The sequence below is a fragment of the Flavobacterium sp. MR2016-29 genome (assembly GCF_015350695.1).
Taxonomy (GTDB): Bacteria; Bacteroidota; Bacteroidia; order Flavobacteriales; family Flavobacteriaceae; genus Flavobacterium.
Genome location: NZ_JADKPU010000002.1, coordinates 122,201 through 137,502, shown reverse-complemented (window position 1 = coordinate 137,502; position 15,302 = coordinate 122,201). Strand labels below are relative to the sequence as shown.

The 15,302-nt window shown below is 33.4% G+C and carries 16 protein-coding genes; 10 read left to right on the top strand and 6 right to left on the bottom strand.

The annotated features are described in order from the left end of the window. Positions 1-299: 299 nt before the first annotated feature. The 8 genes from IR010_RS06535 to IR010_RS06500 all read left to right on the top strand — a co-directional run bounded on the left by IR010_RS06535 (position 300) and on the right by IR010_RS06500 (position 8,475). Complete coding sequence (locus IR010_RS06535; protein ID WP_228515112.1) at positions 300-1,787, top strand: vitamin K epoxide reductase family protein; 1,488 nt, start codon at positions 300-302, stop codon at positions 1,785-1,787. Between the two features lie 42 nt (positions 1,788-1,829). After that, positions 1,830-2,051 carry a hypothetical protein gene (locus tag IR010_RS06530; protein WP_194567895.1) on the top strand — a complete coding sequence of 74 codons (222 nt, stop codon included), beginning with the start codon at positions 1,830-1,832 and terminating at the stop codon, positions 2,049-2,051. Positions 2,052-2,121: 70 nt separating this feature from the next. Then, a complete protein-coding gene (locus tag IR010_RS06525; protein WP_029271615.1) occupies positions 2,122-2,313 on the top strand; it encodes a hypothetical protein in 192 nt (63 codons plus the stop codon). Between the two features lie 433 nt (positions 2,314-2,746). Next, the gene (locus IR010_RS06520; protein WP_194602615.1) at positions 2,747-4,306 is read left to right on the top strand and encodes a vitamin K epoxide reductase family protein; all 1,560 of its coding nucleotides are present in this window, start codon (positions 2,747-2,749) and stop codon (positions 4,304-4,306) included. Between the two features lie 81 nt (positions 4,307-4,387). Further along, the gene (locus IR010_RS06515) at positions 4,388-4,549 is read left to right on the top strand and encodes a hypothetical protein (RefSeq protein WP_157495022.1); all 162 of its coding nucleotides are present in this window, start codon (positions 4,388-4,390) and stop codon (positions 4,547-4,549) included. Between the two features lie 106 nt (positions 4,550-4,655). Then, positions 4,656-4,820 (top strand): hypothetical protein, encoded by a 165-nt coding sequence (locus tag IR010_RS06510; RefSeq protein ID WP_157495024.1) that lies wholly within the window; start codon positions 4,656-4,658, stop codon positions 4,818-4,820. 169 nt (positions 4,821-4,989) lie between these two features. Further along, positions 4,990-7,179, top strand: a complete 2,190-nt coding sequence (locus IR010_RS06505; protein WP_029271617.1) for a peptidase domain-containing ABC transporter — start codon at positions 4,990-4,992, stop codon at positions 7,177-7,179. Positions 7,180-7,182: 3 nt separating this feature from the next. Continuing rightward, complete coding sequence (locus tag IR010_RS06500) at positions 7,183-8,475, top strand: HlyD family secretion protein (RefSeq protein ID WP_029271619.1); 1,293 nt, start codon at positions 7,183-7,185, stop codon at positions 8,473-8,475. Between the two features lie 13 nt (positions 8,476-8,488). Here IR010_RS06500 and IR010_RS06495 read toward each other — a convergent pair whose 3' ends face one another. The 3 genes from IR010_RS06495 to IR010_RS06485 form a co-directional block, all read right to left on the bottom strand. Further along, the gene (locus tag IR010_RS06495; protein WP_029271620.1) at positions 8,489-9,196 is read right to left on the bottom strand and encodes a tRNA1(Val) (adenine(37)-N6)-methyltransferase; all 708 of its coding nucleotides are present in this window, start codon (positions 9,194-9,196) and stop codon (positions 8,489-8,491) included. A 72-nt stretch (positions 9,197-9,268) separates the two neighbouring features. After that, the gene (gene rimM, locus IR010_RS06490) at positions 9,269-9,793 is read right to left on the bottom strand and encodes a ribosome maturation factor RimM (protein WP_029271621.1); all 525 of its coding nucleotides are present in this window, start codon (positions 9,791-9,793) and stop codon (positions 9,269-9,271) included. Between the two features lie 15 nt (positions 9,794-9,808). Then, complete coding sequence (locus tag IR010_RS06485; protein ID WP_029271622.1) at positions 9,809-10,384, bottom strand: 30S ribosomal protein S16; 576 nt, start codon at positions 10,382-10,384, stop codon at positions 9,809-9,811. 195 nt (positions 10,385-10,579) lie between these two features. On the opposite strand from IR010_RS06485, the gene IR010_RS06480 reads away from it, so the two are divergent. Both IR010_RS06480 and IR010_RS06475 read left to right on the top strand, forming a co-directional pair. Continuing rightward, a complete protein-coding gene (locus IR010_RS06480) occupies positions 10,580-11,062 on the top strand; it encodes a DUF6252 family protein (RefSeq protein ID WP_194602612.1) in 483 nt (160 codons plus the stop codon). Between the two features lie 138 nt (positions 11,063-11,200). Beyond that, positions 11,201-11,560 carry an RNA recognition motif domain-containing protein gene (locus tag IR010_RS06475; protein WP_026982652.1) on the top strand — a complete coding sequence of 120 codons (360 nt, stop codon included), beginning with the start codon at positions 11,201-11,203 and terminating at the stop codon, positions 11,558-11,560. A 137-nt stretch (positions 11,561-11,697) separates the two neighbouring features. Here IR010_RS06475 and leuB read toward each other — a convergent pair whose 3' ends face one another. The 3 genes from leuB to leuD all read right to left on the bottom strand — a co-directional run bounded on the left by leuB (position 11,698) and on the right by leuD (position 15,220). Beyond that, positions 11,698-12,759 (bottom strand): 3-isopropylmalate dehydrogenase, encoded by a 1,062-nt coding sequence (gene leuB / locus IR010_RS06470; RefSeq protein ID WP_194602609.1) that lies wholly within the window; start codon positions 12,757-12,759, stop codon positions 11,698-11,700. 228 nt (positions 12,760-12,987) lie between these two features. Then, positions 12,988-14,508, bottom strand: a complete 1,521-nt coding sequence (locus IR010_RS06465; RefSeq protein WP_029271625.1) for an alpha-isopropylmalate synthase regulatory domain-containing protein — start codon at positions 14,506-14,508, stop codon at positions 12,988-12,990. Between the two features lie 115 nt (positions 14,509-14,623). Continuing rightward, positions 14,624-15,220 carry a 3-isopropylmalate dehydratase small subunit gene (gene leuD / locus IR010_RS06460; RefSeq protein WP_029271626.1) on the bottom strand — a complete coding sequence of 199 codons (597 nt, stop codon included), beginning with the start codon at positions 15,218-15,220 and terminating at the stop codon, positions 14,624-14,626. Positions 15,221-15,302: the final 82 nt, after the last annotated feature.

The following is a 15,302-nucleotide window of genomic DNA, read 5'->3' as shown; positions in this document are numbered from 1 at the left end:
AAAACTAGACAAAAAGGAAAACCCTTAATCGAGAATACGGTTTTGGCGCTTTTTCAATTTTTTTAAGGCGTCTAATTTACTAAAAATCAATCAATTAACTGCTTTATTATGATTGATATAATTTATAAATTGTATGTAGTATAATTGATAAAATGTGTGCTTTTAAGATTATTTTCTGAATAAAAACAACAATATTTGCATTGTAATTATGATTTAAACGATCCTAAACGATGTTAAAACTTGTCCAAAAATTTCTACAAATAAATAGATACTCAGATATAAAAAATGAGTTTAAGGACTTGTTTCTTTCTCATCCAAACTATCCAAGCTTATTTGCGATAACGGATTCGTTAGATTTATTATCAATTGAAAATGCGGCCATAAGAGTTCCGAAAGAACAAATAGTAGATTTACCAGCTAATTTTTTAGCTTATTTTAAGGATGAACTTATATTGGTAGAAAGGGCAAAAAATTATGTTCGTATTAATACAATAAAAAAAGGAAGTCATAAAATAGCGTATGAAAAATTTCTTTTAGACTGGAATGGAGTAATTGTCGCTATTGAACCAAATAATGTTATAGCAAGAGAAAATCTAAAAGTAGAATACAGCTGGTTAAAATATAGTTTGCCGCTTTTCCTCGTAATTGGATTGTCTTTTTTTTATAATGCATATGATTTGTTTAGTCTTGTTTTCTTGACAACATCATTATTAGGATTTATTGTAAGTGTTTTTATTGTACAAGAAAAATTAGGGTTTAAAAATAGCATAATTTCAAAATTCTGCAATTTGAGTTCAAACTCATCTTGTAATTCGGTTATCAATGCTAATGAAGGAAGAGAAAACAATTTGTTTAATTTTTCAGATTTACCCCTGATTTTTTTCGGTTCAAGCTTAATTGCTGTTTTAATACAGCCTGTAAACTCGGCAATATTTATAGGATTTTTAAGTTTATTGGCTATACCTATTATAGTATCCTCAATTTGGATTCAAAAATTTGAGATTCAAAAGTGGTGCGTAATGTGTTTGGTAGTTTCATTTTTGATTTTTACACAAAGTGTTATTTGGTTTGCGTCAGACCTTTTTACATTGAGTTTTAGCTTTGAGAGTGTTTTTCCATTTGTATTTTCATTGGTTCTTCTGATTCCAATATGGCTAGTGGTAAAACCAATGATCAAAAACGTTCTTAACAGTGAAAACTTACTTAAAGAATTGAAAAAATTTAAAAGAAACTATTCATTGTTGAACTTTCTAGCTAAAAAAGTTCCTCATCCACAAGGATTGGAAGATTTGAGAGGTTTGAATTTTGGAAGCAGAAATGCAGCAGTTAAGTTATCTGTAATTATTAGTCCGAGTTGCGAACATTGTCATAAAACATTTCAAGAAGCTTTTGATTTGGTTTTGAGATTTCCTGACAAGATATATTTAAACGTGCTGTTCAATATTAATCCTGAAAACACAGACAATCCGTATAAAATAGTTGTCGAGAGACTTCTAACAATAAACAGATCAACGCCAGGAAAAACAGTTGAAGCCATTTCAGATTGGCATATCAAAAAAATGAATCTTAAAAAATGGCTTAAAAAATGGCATCTAGAACCTGTCAGTATGATGATAAGCCAGGAGATAAATAAACAATATGAATGGTGTTCTAAAAATAATTTTAATTATACACCGGTTAAAATAGTAAATGAAAAATTGTTTCCGAATGAATACGAACTAAGCGAACTAAAATATTTCTTAAATGATTTTGTTGAAGAAATTGAAGTTTTCGAAAAAATAGCCTAGTGCTAAAGCAGTAAAAAAGGCAGTATCAGATGTCTTAAAAGATTGAAACCCCCAAACGCTAAATCTACAGTTATGTTAAAAAACATTTTAAACTTAGAAGGTTCGCAAGAAATAACAGCAAGCGAACAAAAAACAATAGTAGGAAGTTATGTTAAAGAAACGACATCAAGATGCGATGCGTGGAATTATGTGTCAATAATATCATATGAAGACTGTTCAGATTATTTTCCGTTAGAAATTAATTTTTCCAGTCTAATTAAGTAAGAATAAAAGTTTTGTAAGGATCAGAGCTGTGCACCAAGTTTAAAAGATTAATAAATAATTCAAAATAGTTATGTTAAAGAAAATTTTAAATCTGGAGCACGCCCAGCAAATTAGCAAAACGGAGCAAAAAACGATAAAAGGAGGTATTCCTGAATGTTGGATTTATGCAATTGAAGCAGGGTGCGTTTTAATACCAGCAGGAGGAATTTGTCCTTTGGATACGCTTCCAGGTATTTGTGATACAAGTCGCCTTTGCTGTTAAAAAAAAATATTATACGATATAAAAATAAAGCCTTATCAGAAATTTAGTCATGTTTTTTTTTGAATTTGTAGGCGCTCGATCGTGGAACATTGAGCAAATATCCCAACATTGATGATTGGTGTCGGGATTCTCAGGAAATTGGCCGCTGCGTTAATTTTATTTGGTTAGAGTTAACCAGTGGCAGGTCCTAGAGAAATATGTTGTTAAACATAATGTTAATAATATATTTAAAAGAGAGGAAATTAGTTTCCTCTCTTTTTTTGTTATAAAAATTCTTGTTCTTACAGTTTTGGTTTAAAATGTTAAATTGTATTTTTTGTATGTAAAGTAGTAAAATATTTTATAATTTAACACGATAATACACTTTTATTTACGGAAAGACGTAAAAAATTAGTGAAATTGTTGTTTTTTCTCAAAACTAATTACTGCAACGATGGTAAAATTGGTCGCAAAACTGCTTGAAATAAATAATTACAGTCAAATTAAGAATGAATTTGAAGAATTGTTTCTCTCACATCCTAATTATCCTAGCTTATTTGCTATAACCGATTCGCTAGACTTATTGTCTGTAGAAAATATTGCAGTAAATGTTCCTAAAGATCAATTGCTTGATATGCCAGAATCTTTTTTGGCTTTTTTTAAAAATAACTTTGTTCTGGTTAATAAAACCAACAAAGCCATAAAAATTACCAACCAGAACGATAATGCTCAAAATATTTCATATGATGCTTTCGCTTCAGACTGGAATGGAATAATTGTCGCAATAGAACCTAATGAAAATAGTGTAAAAGAGATAAAGTATAATTTGAAAGAATTAAAATACGGACTTCCTTTATTGGTTCTAGCTTTACTCTCTGTTTTTTCTAATCGTTATAATTTTTTTGATTTTGTTTTTCTTGGAACTTCAATAACCGGATTAATAATCAGTGTTTTTGTAATTCAGGAGAAATTTGGAATAAAAAATGAAATAGCTTCAAAGTTTTGCAATATAGGCACAAGCACTTCCTGCGATTCAGTCATTAAATCAGAAAAAAACAAATTTCTAAAATGGGGTAATTTTTATCAATGGCCTATAATTTTTTTTAGCACAAGTGTGGCTTCTTTATTGCTTCAACCTTCAAACTCGAGTGCTTTTATTGGTTTTCTTAGTTTAATTTCATTCCCTATTTTGTTTTATTCTATTTGGATGCAAAAGTTTCAAATAAAAAAATGGTGCGTTTTGTGTCTGGCAATTTCTTTTCTGTTATTTACTCAAGGATTGACTTGGGTCTTTTTAAGTAGCTTTACTTTAAATTTTACGTCTTCGATTTTTTTAATATTTTTCGCTTTATTAGCGTCAATGTATTTTATTTGGAGATTGATAAAACCAATTATTCATAATACAATTAATGCTCAGGCGGAATTGAAACAAATGATAAAGTTTAAAAGGAATTATTCTCTTTTGAGCTTTCTGTCAAAAGAAATTCCTTCGCCAGAAGGTTTTGAAGATCTAAAACGCTTAGATTTTGGAAATAAAGAATCATCCTTGCACCTTTCTATAATCATTAGTCCAAGTTGCGGACATTGCCATAAAGTATTTAAAGATTCATTTGATTTAGTTTCGAAATTCCCCGATAGAGTTTTTCTCCGAGTTTTATTTAATATCAATCCTGAAAACAACAATAATCCATATAAAGTAATTGCCGATATATTAATGGCACTAAACAAAACGGAACCACTTAAAGTTGAAGAAGCAATTTCAGATTGGCATATTAAAAAATTAGATTTAAAGCAATGGACAGAAAAATGGAATATTATTCCTCTAATGCCATCAATCAGCCAAAATCTCCAAGAACAGTATGATTGGTGCTTAAAAAATGAATTTAATTACACTCCAATTAAAATTATAAATGGCAAACAATTCCCAAATGGTTATGAATTAAGTGATTTAAAATATTTTCTGAATGATTTTGAAGAGGAAAATAAATTTTTAGAAGCAATACACCACAATTAAAAATATTCTTGCAAGAGTAGACAGAAGCTTCAACTGTCTTTAAATGATTTGAAGTATTAACAAATCAAAAAAACCCGAATTATGCTAAAAAAAATTTTAAAATTAAAAGGAACTGAAGAATTAAGCAGAAAACAGCAACAAACTATAAAAGGGGGAATTGCTTGTTCAGCAACTGTGCCATGTAAAGCCGGATTTCATTGTGTGATTTTAGATGGAGACGAAGGATATTGTAAAGTTAATTAATCTGATGAATTAATCGGATCAATTAAAATCTCACCTAGGCATCATCTGTGAAATGAAGCAAATCTGCCTAGTTAAAATAGTATAAATAACAAACAAGAAACAAATCATGAAAAATTTAAAAAATTTAAAAGGAGTTAAGGTATTAACTAAAAAACAACAAAAAGCAATCAGCGGAGGCTGGGTTCCAGGACCTGGAGAATCTTGTCCAAACGGTTTTTGTCAGTTTGTAGAAAACGGACCATGCAGAAGAGAGTCTGATCTTTGTATCTAATATAGCTGCATTGTTCTATGTTAATATCGACTCGGCACTTTGCTTGGTCAGTTATTGAATTTAAAAAAAATTGTTGCAAACAGAGAGGAAATTGTTTTCTCTCTGTTTTTTTTGAGAAATATTAAGATAATTTGCATTAATATTGTTAGAAAATTAACCAAATAAGTAGTTGAAAAAATTCACAAATTACAAACAGGCTGATAATAAAGATTGCGGACCGACATGTTTGAAAATAATAGCAAAACATTACGGCAAGACAATTAACATTCAGGAGCTTAGAGATTTTAGCGAGACAACTCGCGAGGGAAGTAATTTGCTTTTTTTAAGTGAAGCTGCTGAGAAAATTGGTTTTAGGACTTTGGGAGTAAAATTAAGTCTTGAATCATTAGAAGAAGCGCCTCTGCCTTGTATTTTACACTGGAATAAAGACCATTATGTAGTTCTTTATAAAGTAAAAAAAGAAACGTATTACATTTCAGATCCTGCTTTTGGTCTGCTTGAATATAATAAACAAGAATTTCTTAAATTTTGGATTGGCAATAATGCTGATGATGCTACTCAGGAAGGAATTGCATTGTTGATGGAGCCAACTCCAAAATTCTTTCAGTCAGAATTTGATAAAGAAGACAAAGGACTGGGTTTTGGCATGCTGGCGCAATACGTGCTGCGTTATAAATCTTTTTTGGTACAATTGAGCATTGGTCTTCTGGCAAGCACTTTATTGCAGCTTATTTTTCCATTTCTGACACAGAGTATTGTCGATGTCGGAATTCAGAACCAGAATATTCATTTTATTTATCTGATTCTCTTTGCCCAATTGTTTCTTTTTGCAGGAAAAACAGGTTTAGAACTTATCAGAAGCTGGATATTGCTTCATCTTTCAACCAGAATCAATATTTCACTTATCTCTGACTTTTTTATCAAATTAATGAATCTGCCTATTTCGTTTTTTGATGTAAGGATGACCGGAGATATTATGCAGCGTATTAATGATCATCGAAGAATTGAAAGAATATTGACAACATCATCGCTGAATGTTCTGTTTTCTGTTATTAATATGTTTGTAATGGGAGGTGTCCTGGCTTATTTCAATCTTAAAATATTTTTAGTATTTTTTATTGGAAGCCTGCTTTATTTTGGATGGATAACATTATTCTTAAAAAGAAGAGAAGTTCTGGATTATAAGCGTTTTGCAGAGGTTTCAAGTGAGCAGAGCAAGGTTATGGAACTCATTAACGGCATGCAGGAAATAAAGCTTCATAATGCCGAAAAACAAAAACGCTGGGGCTGGGAATATGTGCAGGCAAGACTTTTTAGAGTTTCGATAAAAGGTTTGGTTTTAGAACAGACACAGACTATCGGTTCTTCGGTGATTAATGAACTCAAGAATATCTTTATCATATTTCTTTCAGCAAAACTGGTTATCGACGGATCAATTACGCTTGGAATGATGCTTGCAATAAGTTCGATTGTGGGTAGTTTGAACGGACCCATAACACAGCTTATTGAATTTGTGCGAGAATTGCAGGATGCAAAAATATCACTGGCGAGATTATCTGAAATTCATGATAAAGAAGATGAAACAGATCAGGAAATTTATCAGACTAATGAGGTTCCTTTTGATTCCGATATAGAGATAAAAAATCTTTCTTACCGATATTTAGGCTCTGATACCCCAGTTTTAGAAGATTTGAATTTGACAATTCCGGCAAATAAAGTCACCGCTATAGTAGGTGTCAGCGGCAGCGGAAAAACAACTTTGATGAAACTGATGCTTAAGTTTTATGAGCCTGAAAAAGGCGAAATAAATATTGGAAATACCCAGCTGAAAAATATTTCGCAGAAAGCATGGCGTTCGAATATTGGAGCTGTGATGCAGGAAGGATTTATTTTTAGTGACACCATCGCTAATAATATTGCTATAGGCGTTGATAAAGTAGATAAGCAAAAATTGATTTACGCGGCAGATGTTGCCAATATAAAAGAGTATGTCAGCGAACTGCCTTTGGGCTATAATACAAAGATTGGTGCTGAAGGGTTAGGAATGAGTACCGGGCAAAAACAGCGCCTATTGATTGCAAGGGCTGTTTACAAAGATCCAGAAATCTTATTTTTTGATGAAGCGACATCGGCTTTAGATGCCAATAATGAAAAAGAAATTATGGAGAAACTGGATGTCTTTTTTAAAAACAAAACTGTAATTGTTATTGCGCACCGCTTAAGTACGGTAATGAATGCGGATCAAATTGTGGTTTTGGATAAAGGCAAAATCATCGAGATTGGAAATCACAAAGAATTAGTAGCGAAAAAGGGAAATTATTTTGAGCTGGTTAGAAATCAGCTTCAATTAGGAAATTAAATTATGGACGAAGATAATAATGCATTCGAATTAAGAAGTGAAGAAGTTCAGGACATTCTCACCAAAGTACCGCACTGGATGATTCGATGGGGAACTGTTTTGATTTTTGTAATCATTTTTATGCTGTTTTTTGTTTCTTGGTTTATCAAATATCCAGATGTTGTAAATACTGAAATTGTGATTACAACTAATATTCCGCCAGAGAAAATTGTATCAAAATCATCGGGCCGCATTGAAGCTATTTTGGTAAAAGACAAAAGCATTGTTTCTAAAAATACGCCGCTTGCTATTATAGAAAATACAGCCAATTATAAAGATGTTTTTTTATTGAAAAGTATTGTAGACGCCTACAACATCAATTCTAAAAAAGCATTTCCTTTTTCTGAATTGCGAAATTTACAGTTGGGAGAAATTGAAAGTGCTTTTGCGGTATTTCAGAAAGATTATGAGGCAGAACAGCTCAATGAAGATTTACATCCTTTTGAAGTAGAAAACCAAGCTCAGATTTCTGAAAAAGTACAGATAAAGGAAAGATTAGAAATTCTGCAGCAGCAAAAAGTACTGAATGAAAGCGAACTCCAGCTTCAAAAAAATGAAATGGCCCGTTTTGAAACTTTATTCAACAAAGGAATTATTTCGGCTCAGGAAATGGAAGCCAAAAAACTGGGGTATCTTCAGGCGCAGAAGAATTATAAAAGCCTCTTGTCGTCGATTTCTGAATTAAAGTCCTCTTTGATCGATAATACAAAATTAAGCCGTAATTCGCAGATAAGCGGTACTAAAGAGGAAGTAAACTTAGGAAGAAACATGGCACAGTCTTTTTATCAGCTAAAAAAAGTAATAAAGGACTGGGAATTAGCCTATACGCTAAAATCATCCATTAGCGGTGTGGTAACTTTTCTGCAGGTCTGGAACGAAAATCAAACTATAAATGTGGGCGATAATGTATTTTCGATTATTCCAGATGCGAAAAACGGATTTATCGGCAAGGTAAAAGCTCCGGCACTGAATTCAGGTAAAATAAAAGTTGGACAGCAGGTAAATATTCGTCTGGCAAATTTCCCTGACAGAGAATTTGGTGTTTTAAGAGGGAAAATCCAGAATATGTCTTTGGTTCCAGATAAGGATGGAAATTTATTGATTGATGTTGCGCTGCCAAACGGGCTAGAAACCTCCTACAGCAAAAAGATTATTTTTCAGCAGGAAATGAAAGGAAGAGCCGAAATTGTGACCGAAGATTTGCGACTCATCGAAAGAATCTTATATCAGTTTAAAAGCGTTTTTGAACAAGTTTGATAGAAAGATGTTTTTACATTTTCAAATAAAAATCCTTCGTAAGCTCGATATATTCAGGTGTATAAACATGCCTGTCAATTTCAACAGTCAATTCATCAATTTCTATTTGAGGATTTTCATTTCGGCTAAAAGCCAATAAACTTCTTTTGATTTCAGATTTTGGAGTTCCTTTTACGCGTGTAATTTTTAATGGATATAATTCCGATTCTTTAGCTAAAGCAATGAATTTTTCTTCTTCTGTGAATGGAAGAATTACGGCGAATATTCCGTTTTCAGAAAGTAATAAATCGGCAGCTTCAACTAATTCTTCAAAAGGCATTGCATCTTGAAAACGGGCTAAATCACGCTGTTCATTTTCTGTTTTATAATCTTCGGCATAAAAAGGCGGATTCGAAACAATCAAATCATATTCGTCTTCCGGTTCTTCAATAAATTCGTCTAATCCGGCATGAAAACAAAATAAACGATCTCCCCAAGGAGAATTTTCGAAATTATCAACGGCTTGTTCGTAAGCGTCTTCATCAATTTCTAACGCATCAATTTGTTCAGCATGAGTTCTCTGCGCAAGCATCAAAGCAATAATTCCAGTTCCAGCGCCAATATCTAAAACACTAAAAGGGTGATGGTCTACAGGAGTCCAAGAACCTAGTAAAACGCCATCTGTACCAACTTTCATTGCACAACGATCTTGATTAACAGAGAATTGCTTAAACTGAAACATTTATTTGTGTTTGGAGATTATTAAGTGATTGCTAAACTAAAATCTAAAATTCTAAGAAGTCTAAAAGTCTAATTAAAGGTACATCTCAACAAGACCTTCAGGCAAGTTCATGATCACTTTTTTGTTTTCGCGGTCAATTTTAACCAAGAAATGATCGATCATAGGAATCAGCATTTCTACTTCGCCGTTTAAAACCTCAAAAAGAGGCTGTGCTGTAGTATCGTTTACGGCAGCAATTTTTCCAAATACGCCTAAACGCTGGTCTTCAATTTCAAAACCGATAACTTCGTGGAAATAAAATTTGTTGCCAGTAAGTTTTGGCAACATATTTAAAGGCAGATAAATGGCATTACCCATAATAGCATCTGCATCTTCTTCGGTATTCATATCTTCAAAACGAATTCTAAGAAAATCGTTTTTGTGCAATGAACTTTTTTCAATAAAAAAAGGAACCAAGTGTTTATTGCATTCAATAAACACTGATTCCAGATTTTCGTATAACTCAGGTTCGTCCGTGTCTAAATAGGCAAGAACTTCACCTTTGAAACTAAATTTTTTAGCGATTTTACCTAAATAAAAACATTCTTCTTTACGCATTCTCGCTAAGTAAAATTATGCTTCAGTTGTTTCGTTATTTTCTTCAGCAGCAGGAGCTTCTTCAGTTGTAGCTTCTGCTTCAACTTCAGCAACTTCTTCTTCTTCAACTGCAGGAGTTGCAGCAGCGATAGCATCAGCTTCAGCCTGAGCTGCAGCAGCTAAACGTTTAGCATTAACTTCTTGTTCTGCTTTAAAAGCTTTAGCTCTAGCATCAGCTTGCGCTTTTGTTAAACCGTCTTTTTTAGCATCAACTTTTCCAGCTTTAGCTTCTAACCATGCAGTTAATTTAGCATCAGCTTGTTCTTGAGTTAAAGCACCTTTACGAATACCTCCTTCAAGGTGGTGTTTCAATAAAGCACCTTTGTAAGAAAGAATTGCTCTAGCAGTATCAGTTGGTTGTGCACCATTGTGTAACCATTTAACTGCACTATCAAGGTTTAAGTCGATAGTTGCTGGGTTTGTGTTTGGATTGTAAGTACCGATTTTCTCTAAGTATTTACCATCTCTTTTTGAGCGTGCATCTGCAGCTACAACCCAGTAAAAAGGTTTTCCTTTTTTACCGTGTCTTTGTAATCTAATTTTTACTGACATAATCTTATGATTAAATTTTGAGGTACTCGACCTCTGTTAATTAAGGGCGCAAAGATATAATTTTTTTATGAATTATGCGTTCCAAATAATATTAAATCTATTTGAGGTGAATTTTCATCATTTTTTTATTGTTTTTAAGTCGAAATTTTAATTATTTATCTCAAATAAGGTACTTTTGCATCAAATTCATGCTATATGAAAAAATACTTTTATTTTTTATCACTGCTTTTTATCATTACATCTTGTACTGAAGATGTGAAATTTAATAATCCAGCCTTTCAAACTTTAAAAGATAATGTCTTTTGGAGAGCACAAACTTATAAGGCATATTTAACTACAAATGGCAATTTACTTATTGAAGGTTCTTTAGGATTTGAAAAGATAACCTTGCAAATGGTTTCTCCGGCACAGCAGACTTATGTTCTTGGTGTTGATGATGTTACCAAGGGGTCCTATTCTAACACGTTGCCTGGACAAACAGCTTCTTTTACTACAGGAACAAATAAAGGGAATGGGCAGATTATAGTTACAGATTATAATATCGAAACCAATACTGTTTCAGGTACATTTAAATTTAATGCTGTCAATGAAGATGCGACAGATACTGAAAATCCAAAGATTACTTTTACAGAAGGTGTTTTTTATAAAGTTCCAGTAACGCCTACATTAGAATATTAATTCTTTTTATTGTTTATTATTGTCCGGTTTTAGCAGATTCATTTTTCTTAAATCAAAATAAAAACATAAATAAGCTAATATATAGTAGATTAGAGAAAAATAAGATTACATTTGCTACATTATTATAAATAAGTACATATGAACATTTTTGTTGGAAGCCTTCCATTCAGTATTGAGGAAGCAGATTTAAGAGAGTCTTTCGAGGCTTACGGAGCAGTAGATTCAGTTAAAATTATTACAGATAAATTTACTGGAAGAAGCAAAGGTTTTGGTTTTGTTGAGATGCCAAACGATGCTGAAGCTCAAAAAGCAATTGATGAATTGAACGGAGCTACTGTTCAAGGTCGTGCAATTGTAGTTAATAAATCTGAACCGAAACCTGAAGGTGAAAGAAGAAGCTTTAACAATAACAGCCGTGGTGGAGATTCACGCGGAGGTTATGGTGGAGGAAACAGCCGTGGTGGAAATGACCGTGGTGGTAACAGAGGAGGATATTAATATTTTTTTCTAAATATATAAAAGGGATCAACGAAAGTTGATCCCTTTTTTTTTGTTTCAAGTTTCAGGTTTATTTTGTTTCAAGTTTCAGGTTTCAGGTTTTCCAACTTGAAACCTGAAACTTGAAACAAAAATAACTATAAGTTAGCAACAAGCCAGTCTCCAACTTCGCTTGTTTTGTATGCTTTTGATCCTTTTGGAGCCAGATCTTCTGTAACAACTCCTTGTTCTAATGATTGGTTTACAACTGCTCTAATTGCTTCGGCTTCGTCTTTTAATCCAAAAGCATCTTCGAACATCATAGCTGCTGATAAAATAGTCGCTAACGGATTAGCGATATTTAATCCAGTTGCCTGAGGATAAGATCCGTGGATTGGTTCGTATAAAGAAGTATGTTCTCCAACAGAAGCAGACGGCATTAATCCCATAGAACCTGAAATTACAGAAGCTTCGTCAGTTAAAATATCTCCGAATAAATTCTCTGTAATCAAAACGTCGTAAGAGTTTGGCCATTGAACCAGGCGCATTGCAACAGCATCTACAAATTCGTAAGAAACAGTAACTTCAGGATAATCTTTTTCCATTGCCTGAACTGTTTCTCTCCATAAACGTGAAGTTTCTAGAACATTTGCTTTATCAACACAGCAAAGTTTTTTGCTTCTTGTCATGGCTAATTCGAAACCTTTTTTAGCCAAACGCTGCACTTCGGCTCTTGTGTAAACACAATTATCAAAAGCAGTTTCTCCGCCGTCTCTTCTTCCTTTTTCTCCAAAGTAAATTCCGCCGGTTAATTCTCTTAAGAAAACCAAATCAGTTCCTTCAATTCTTTCTCTTTTTAAAGGAGAGTTATCGATTAAAGAAGGGAAAGTAAAAGTTGGACGAACATTCGCGAAAAGTCCTAATTTTTTACGCATTAATAATAAACCTTGCTCAGGACGAACTGGCGCGCTCGGATCGTTATCGTATTTTGGATGGCCAATTGCTCCAAATAAAACAGCATCTGCTTTCATGCAAATTTCGTGTGTTTCATCTGGATAAGGAACTCCAACAGCATCAATTGCGCAAGCACCTGTAAGTGCTGGTGTCCAAGTTATTTCGTGATTGAATTTTTTTGCAATAGCATCAGATACTTTTACAGCTTCATTTATTACTTCTGGTCCGATTCCGTCTCCGGCTAAAAGGGCTATGTTTAATTTCATTTTTTTAAGGTTCTAAGATTCTGAGTTACTAAGGTTCTAAGTTTTTCTTAGTAGTCGTAATTCTAATTTATAATTTTTTTTAAGGTTCTAAGGTTCTGAGTTGCTAAGGCTCTAAGTTTTTTTCTTAGTAGGCTTAGTAACTGGATGTTTTTTTAAGCTTCTGAGCTGTTAAGATCCTGCGTTCAAAGAAAAAATCTTAGAACCTTAGGATCTTAGCAACTTAGCATCTTAGGCAATCACGTTAAGCATTTTTTGCGTTGCGATAATCGCAGCAACGGTTTGATCTGAATCTAATCCGCGGGTTTTAAATTCTTTTCCGTTGTTTACCCAGGTTATAATTGTTTCGCACAAAGCATCAGAACTGCTTCCTGGCGGAATACGAACGGCATAATCAATCAATTTTGGAAGGGTTAACTTTTTGCTTTTATAAATTTTTGATAAGGCATTCATAAAAGCATCAAACTGACCATCTCCTTGCGCATGTTCTTCTATAATTTCTCCATCAAGATTTAAACTTAATGTTGTTGATGGGCGCGTTCCTTTGGAATGAATTAGGATATAAGACTCGATTGTGATTTTATCTTGATAGGTATGACTGTCCAAAACATCTGAAATGATGTACGGAAGATCTTCTTTAGTAACCGTTTCTTTTTTATCGCCTAATTCGATTATTCTTTGGGTAACCAATTTCAAATCTTCTGGGTTTAATTTTAAGCCTAATTCCTGAAGGTTTTTTTCGATATTGGCTTTTCCAGAAGTTTTTCCTAAAGCGTATTTTCTTTTTCTTCCAAAACGTTCCGGAAGCAAATCATTAAAATATAAATTGTTTTTGTTGTCGCCATCGGCATGAATTCCGGCAGTTTGCGTAAAAACATTATCGCCCACAATGGGTTTGTTGGCTGGAATTCTATAACCGGTAAAAGTTTCAACAAGTTTGCTTACAGTATATAATGAAGTTTCTTTGATGTTGATGCTAACTTCTGGCAAATAATCGTTTATTACCGCAACTGTACTTTCGAGCGGCGCATTTCCGGCGCGTTCTCCCATTCCGTTTACGGTTACGTGAAGTCCGTTTATGCCAGCTTTTACGGCTTCCATGACGTTGGCAACACTTAAATCGTAGTCGTTATGAGCGTGAAAATCAAAATGAATCTCAGGATATTTTGTTCTGATTTTAGAAATAAATTCAAAAGCTTGAGACGGAATTAAAACGCCTAATGTATCCGGAAGTAAAATTCTTTTAACAGGCTGTGTTGCTAAAAAGTCTAGAAATTGAAAAACATAATCTTGTGAATTTCGCATTCCGTTGCTCCAATCTTCTAAATAAACATTGGTTTCAATATTATTTTCTTTCGCTAAGGCGATAATCTCAGCGATTTCAGAAAAGTGTTGTTCCGGAGTTTTTTTTAATTGATGCGTTAAGTGATTCATTGAACCTTTGGTCAATAAATTCTGCACTTTAGCACCGGCTTTTTTCATCCATTCAATGGAAACTCCTCCATCTACAAACGAAAGAACTTCAATTCTGTTTATGTATCCTCGTTCTTCGGCCCATGAAGTAATGCCTTTAACGGCTTGAAATTCGCCTTCGCTCACGCGTGCCGAAGCAATTTCGATTCTATCAATATTTAATTCTTCCAACAACAATTGTGCAATGGTTAGTTTTTCTGCAGCAGAAAAAGATACTCCCGAGGTTTGTTCACCATCACGAAGCGTCGTATCCATTATTTCAATTTTTCTTTTTTCCATATTGATATTCTAATTTCCTTTTGGAAGTAAATTTTAGTTGTGTTGCTTGCTTAACTTATAAAGACCCGACAGGTTTCAAAAACCTGTCGGGTCTCAAAGGACTGAACCTGATTTTTTAGTACGGAAGTTTATCGGCGAAAGCCACAATATCTTCTTTAATATTTTGTAGATAATCAATGTCGTCAAAACCATTGATCATGTTGTTCTTTTTGTAGCCATTAATTGCAAACGATTCTTGCTGGCCAGTTGCCAATAAAGTAATGGTTTGGTTTGGCAGGTTGATTTCTAATTGCGTATTAGGATCAGCTTCGATGGCTTTAAAAATAGTATCAGCAAATTCTGGGCTTACCTGAACTGGCAAGACACCAATATTTAAACAATTTCCTTTAAAGATGTCTGCAAAGAAACTTGAAACTACAGCTCTAAAACCGTAATCATAAACTGCCCATGCAGCGTGTTCTCTTGAAGATCCAGATCCGAAGTTTTTTCCTCCAACCAAAATTTTTCCGCTGTAAGTTGAATCGTTTAAAACGAAATCTGCTTTTGGAGTATCATCTCCATTATATCTCCAGTCTCTAAAAAGGTTGTCTCCAAAACCTTCACGTTTTGTAGCTTTCAGGAAACGAGCTGGAATGATTTGATCTGTATCAACGTTCTCAATTGGCAGTGGCACTGCACTGCTGGTAAGTATATTAAATTTATCGTATGCCATTTGATTTTTGATTTTAGATTAACGATTTCTGATTTTAGATTTATTGCTAGAACGTAAAATTGTAATCGTTAAATTTTTTTGT

Excerpts from the sequence above, each read along its gene's own strand:
- IR010_RS06480 (WP_194602612.1), top strand. The coding sequence starts at position 10,580 with ATGAAAAAATACTTTTATTTTTTATCACTGCTTTTTATCATTACATCT.
- IR010_RS06485 (WP_029271622.1), bottom strand. The coding sequence starts at position 10,384 with ATGTCAGTAAAAATTAGATTACAAAGACACGGTAAAAAAGGAAAACCT.
- leuD (WP_029271626.1), bottom strand. The coding sequence starts at position 15,220 with ATGGCATACGATAAATTTAATATACTTACCAGCAGTGCAGTGCCACTG.
- IR010_RS06475 (WP_026982652.1), top strand. The coding sequence starts at position 11,201 with ATGAACATTTTTGTTGGAAGCCTTCCATTCAGTATTGAGGAAGCAGAT.
- IR010_RS06500 (WP_029271619.1), top strand. The coding sequence starts at position 7,183 with ATGGACGAAGATAATAATGCATTCGAATTAAGAAGTGAAGAAGTTCAG.
- IR010_RS06515 (WP_157495022.1), top strand. The coding sequence starts at position 4,388 with ATGCTAAAAAAAATTTTAAAATTAAAAGGAACTGAAGAATTAAGCAGA.
- leuB (WP_194602609.1), bottom strand. The coding sequence starts at position 12,759 with ATGAAATTAAACATAGCCCTTTTAGCCGGAGACGGAATCGGACCAGAA.
- IR010_RS06525 (WP_029271615.1), top strand. The coding sequence starts at position 2,122 with ATGTTAAAGAAAATTTTAAATCTGGAGCACGCCCAGCAAATTAGCAAA.
- IR010_RS06510 (WP_157495024.1), top strand. The coding sequence starts at position 4,656 with ATGAAAAATTTAAAAAATTTAAAAGGAGTTAAGGTATTAACTAAAAAA.
- IR010_RS06495 (WP_029271620.1), bottom strand. The coding sequence starts at position 9,196 with ATGTTTCAGTTTAAGCAATTCTCTGTTAATCAAGATCGTTGTGCAATG.
- rimM (WP_029271621.1), bottom strand. The coding sequence starts at position 9,793 with ATGCGTAAAGAAGAATGTTTTTATTTAGGTAAAATCGCTAAAAAATTT.
- IR010_RS06520 (WP_194602615.1), top strand. The coding sequence starts at position 2,747 with ATGGTAAAATTGGTCGCAAAACTGCTTGAAATAAATAATTACAGTCAA.
- IR010_RS06465 (WP_029271625.1), bottom strand. The coding sequence starts at position 14,508 with ATGGAAAAAAGAAAAATTGAAATAATGGATACGACGCTTCGTGATGGT.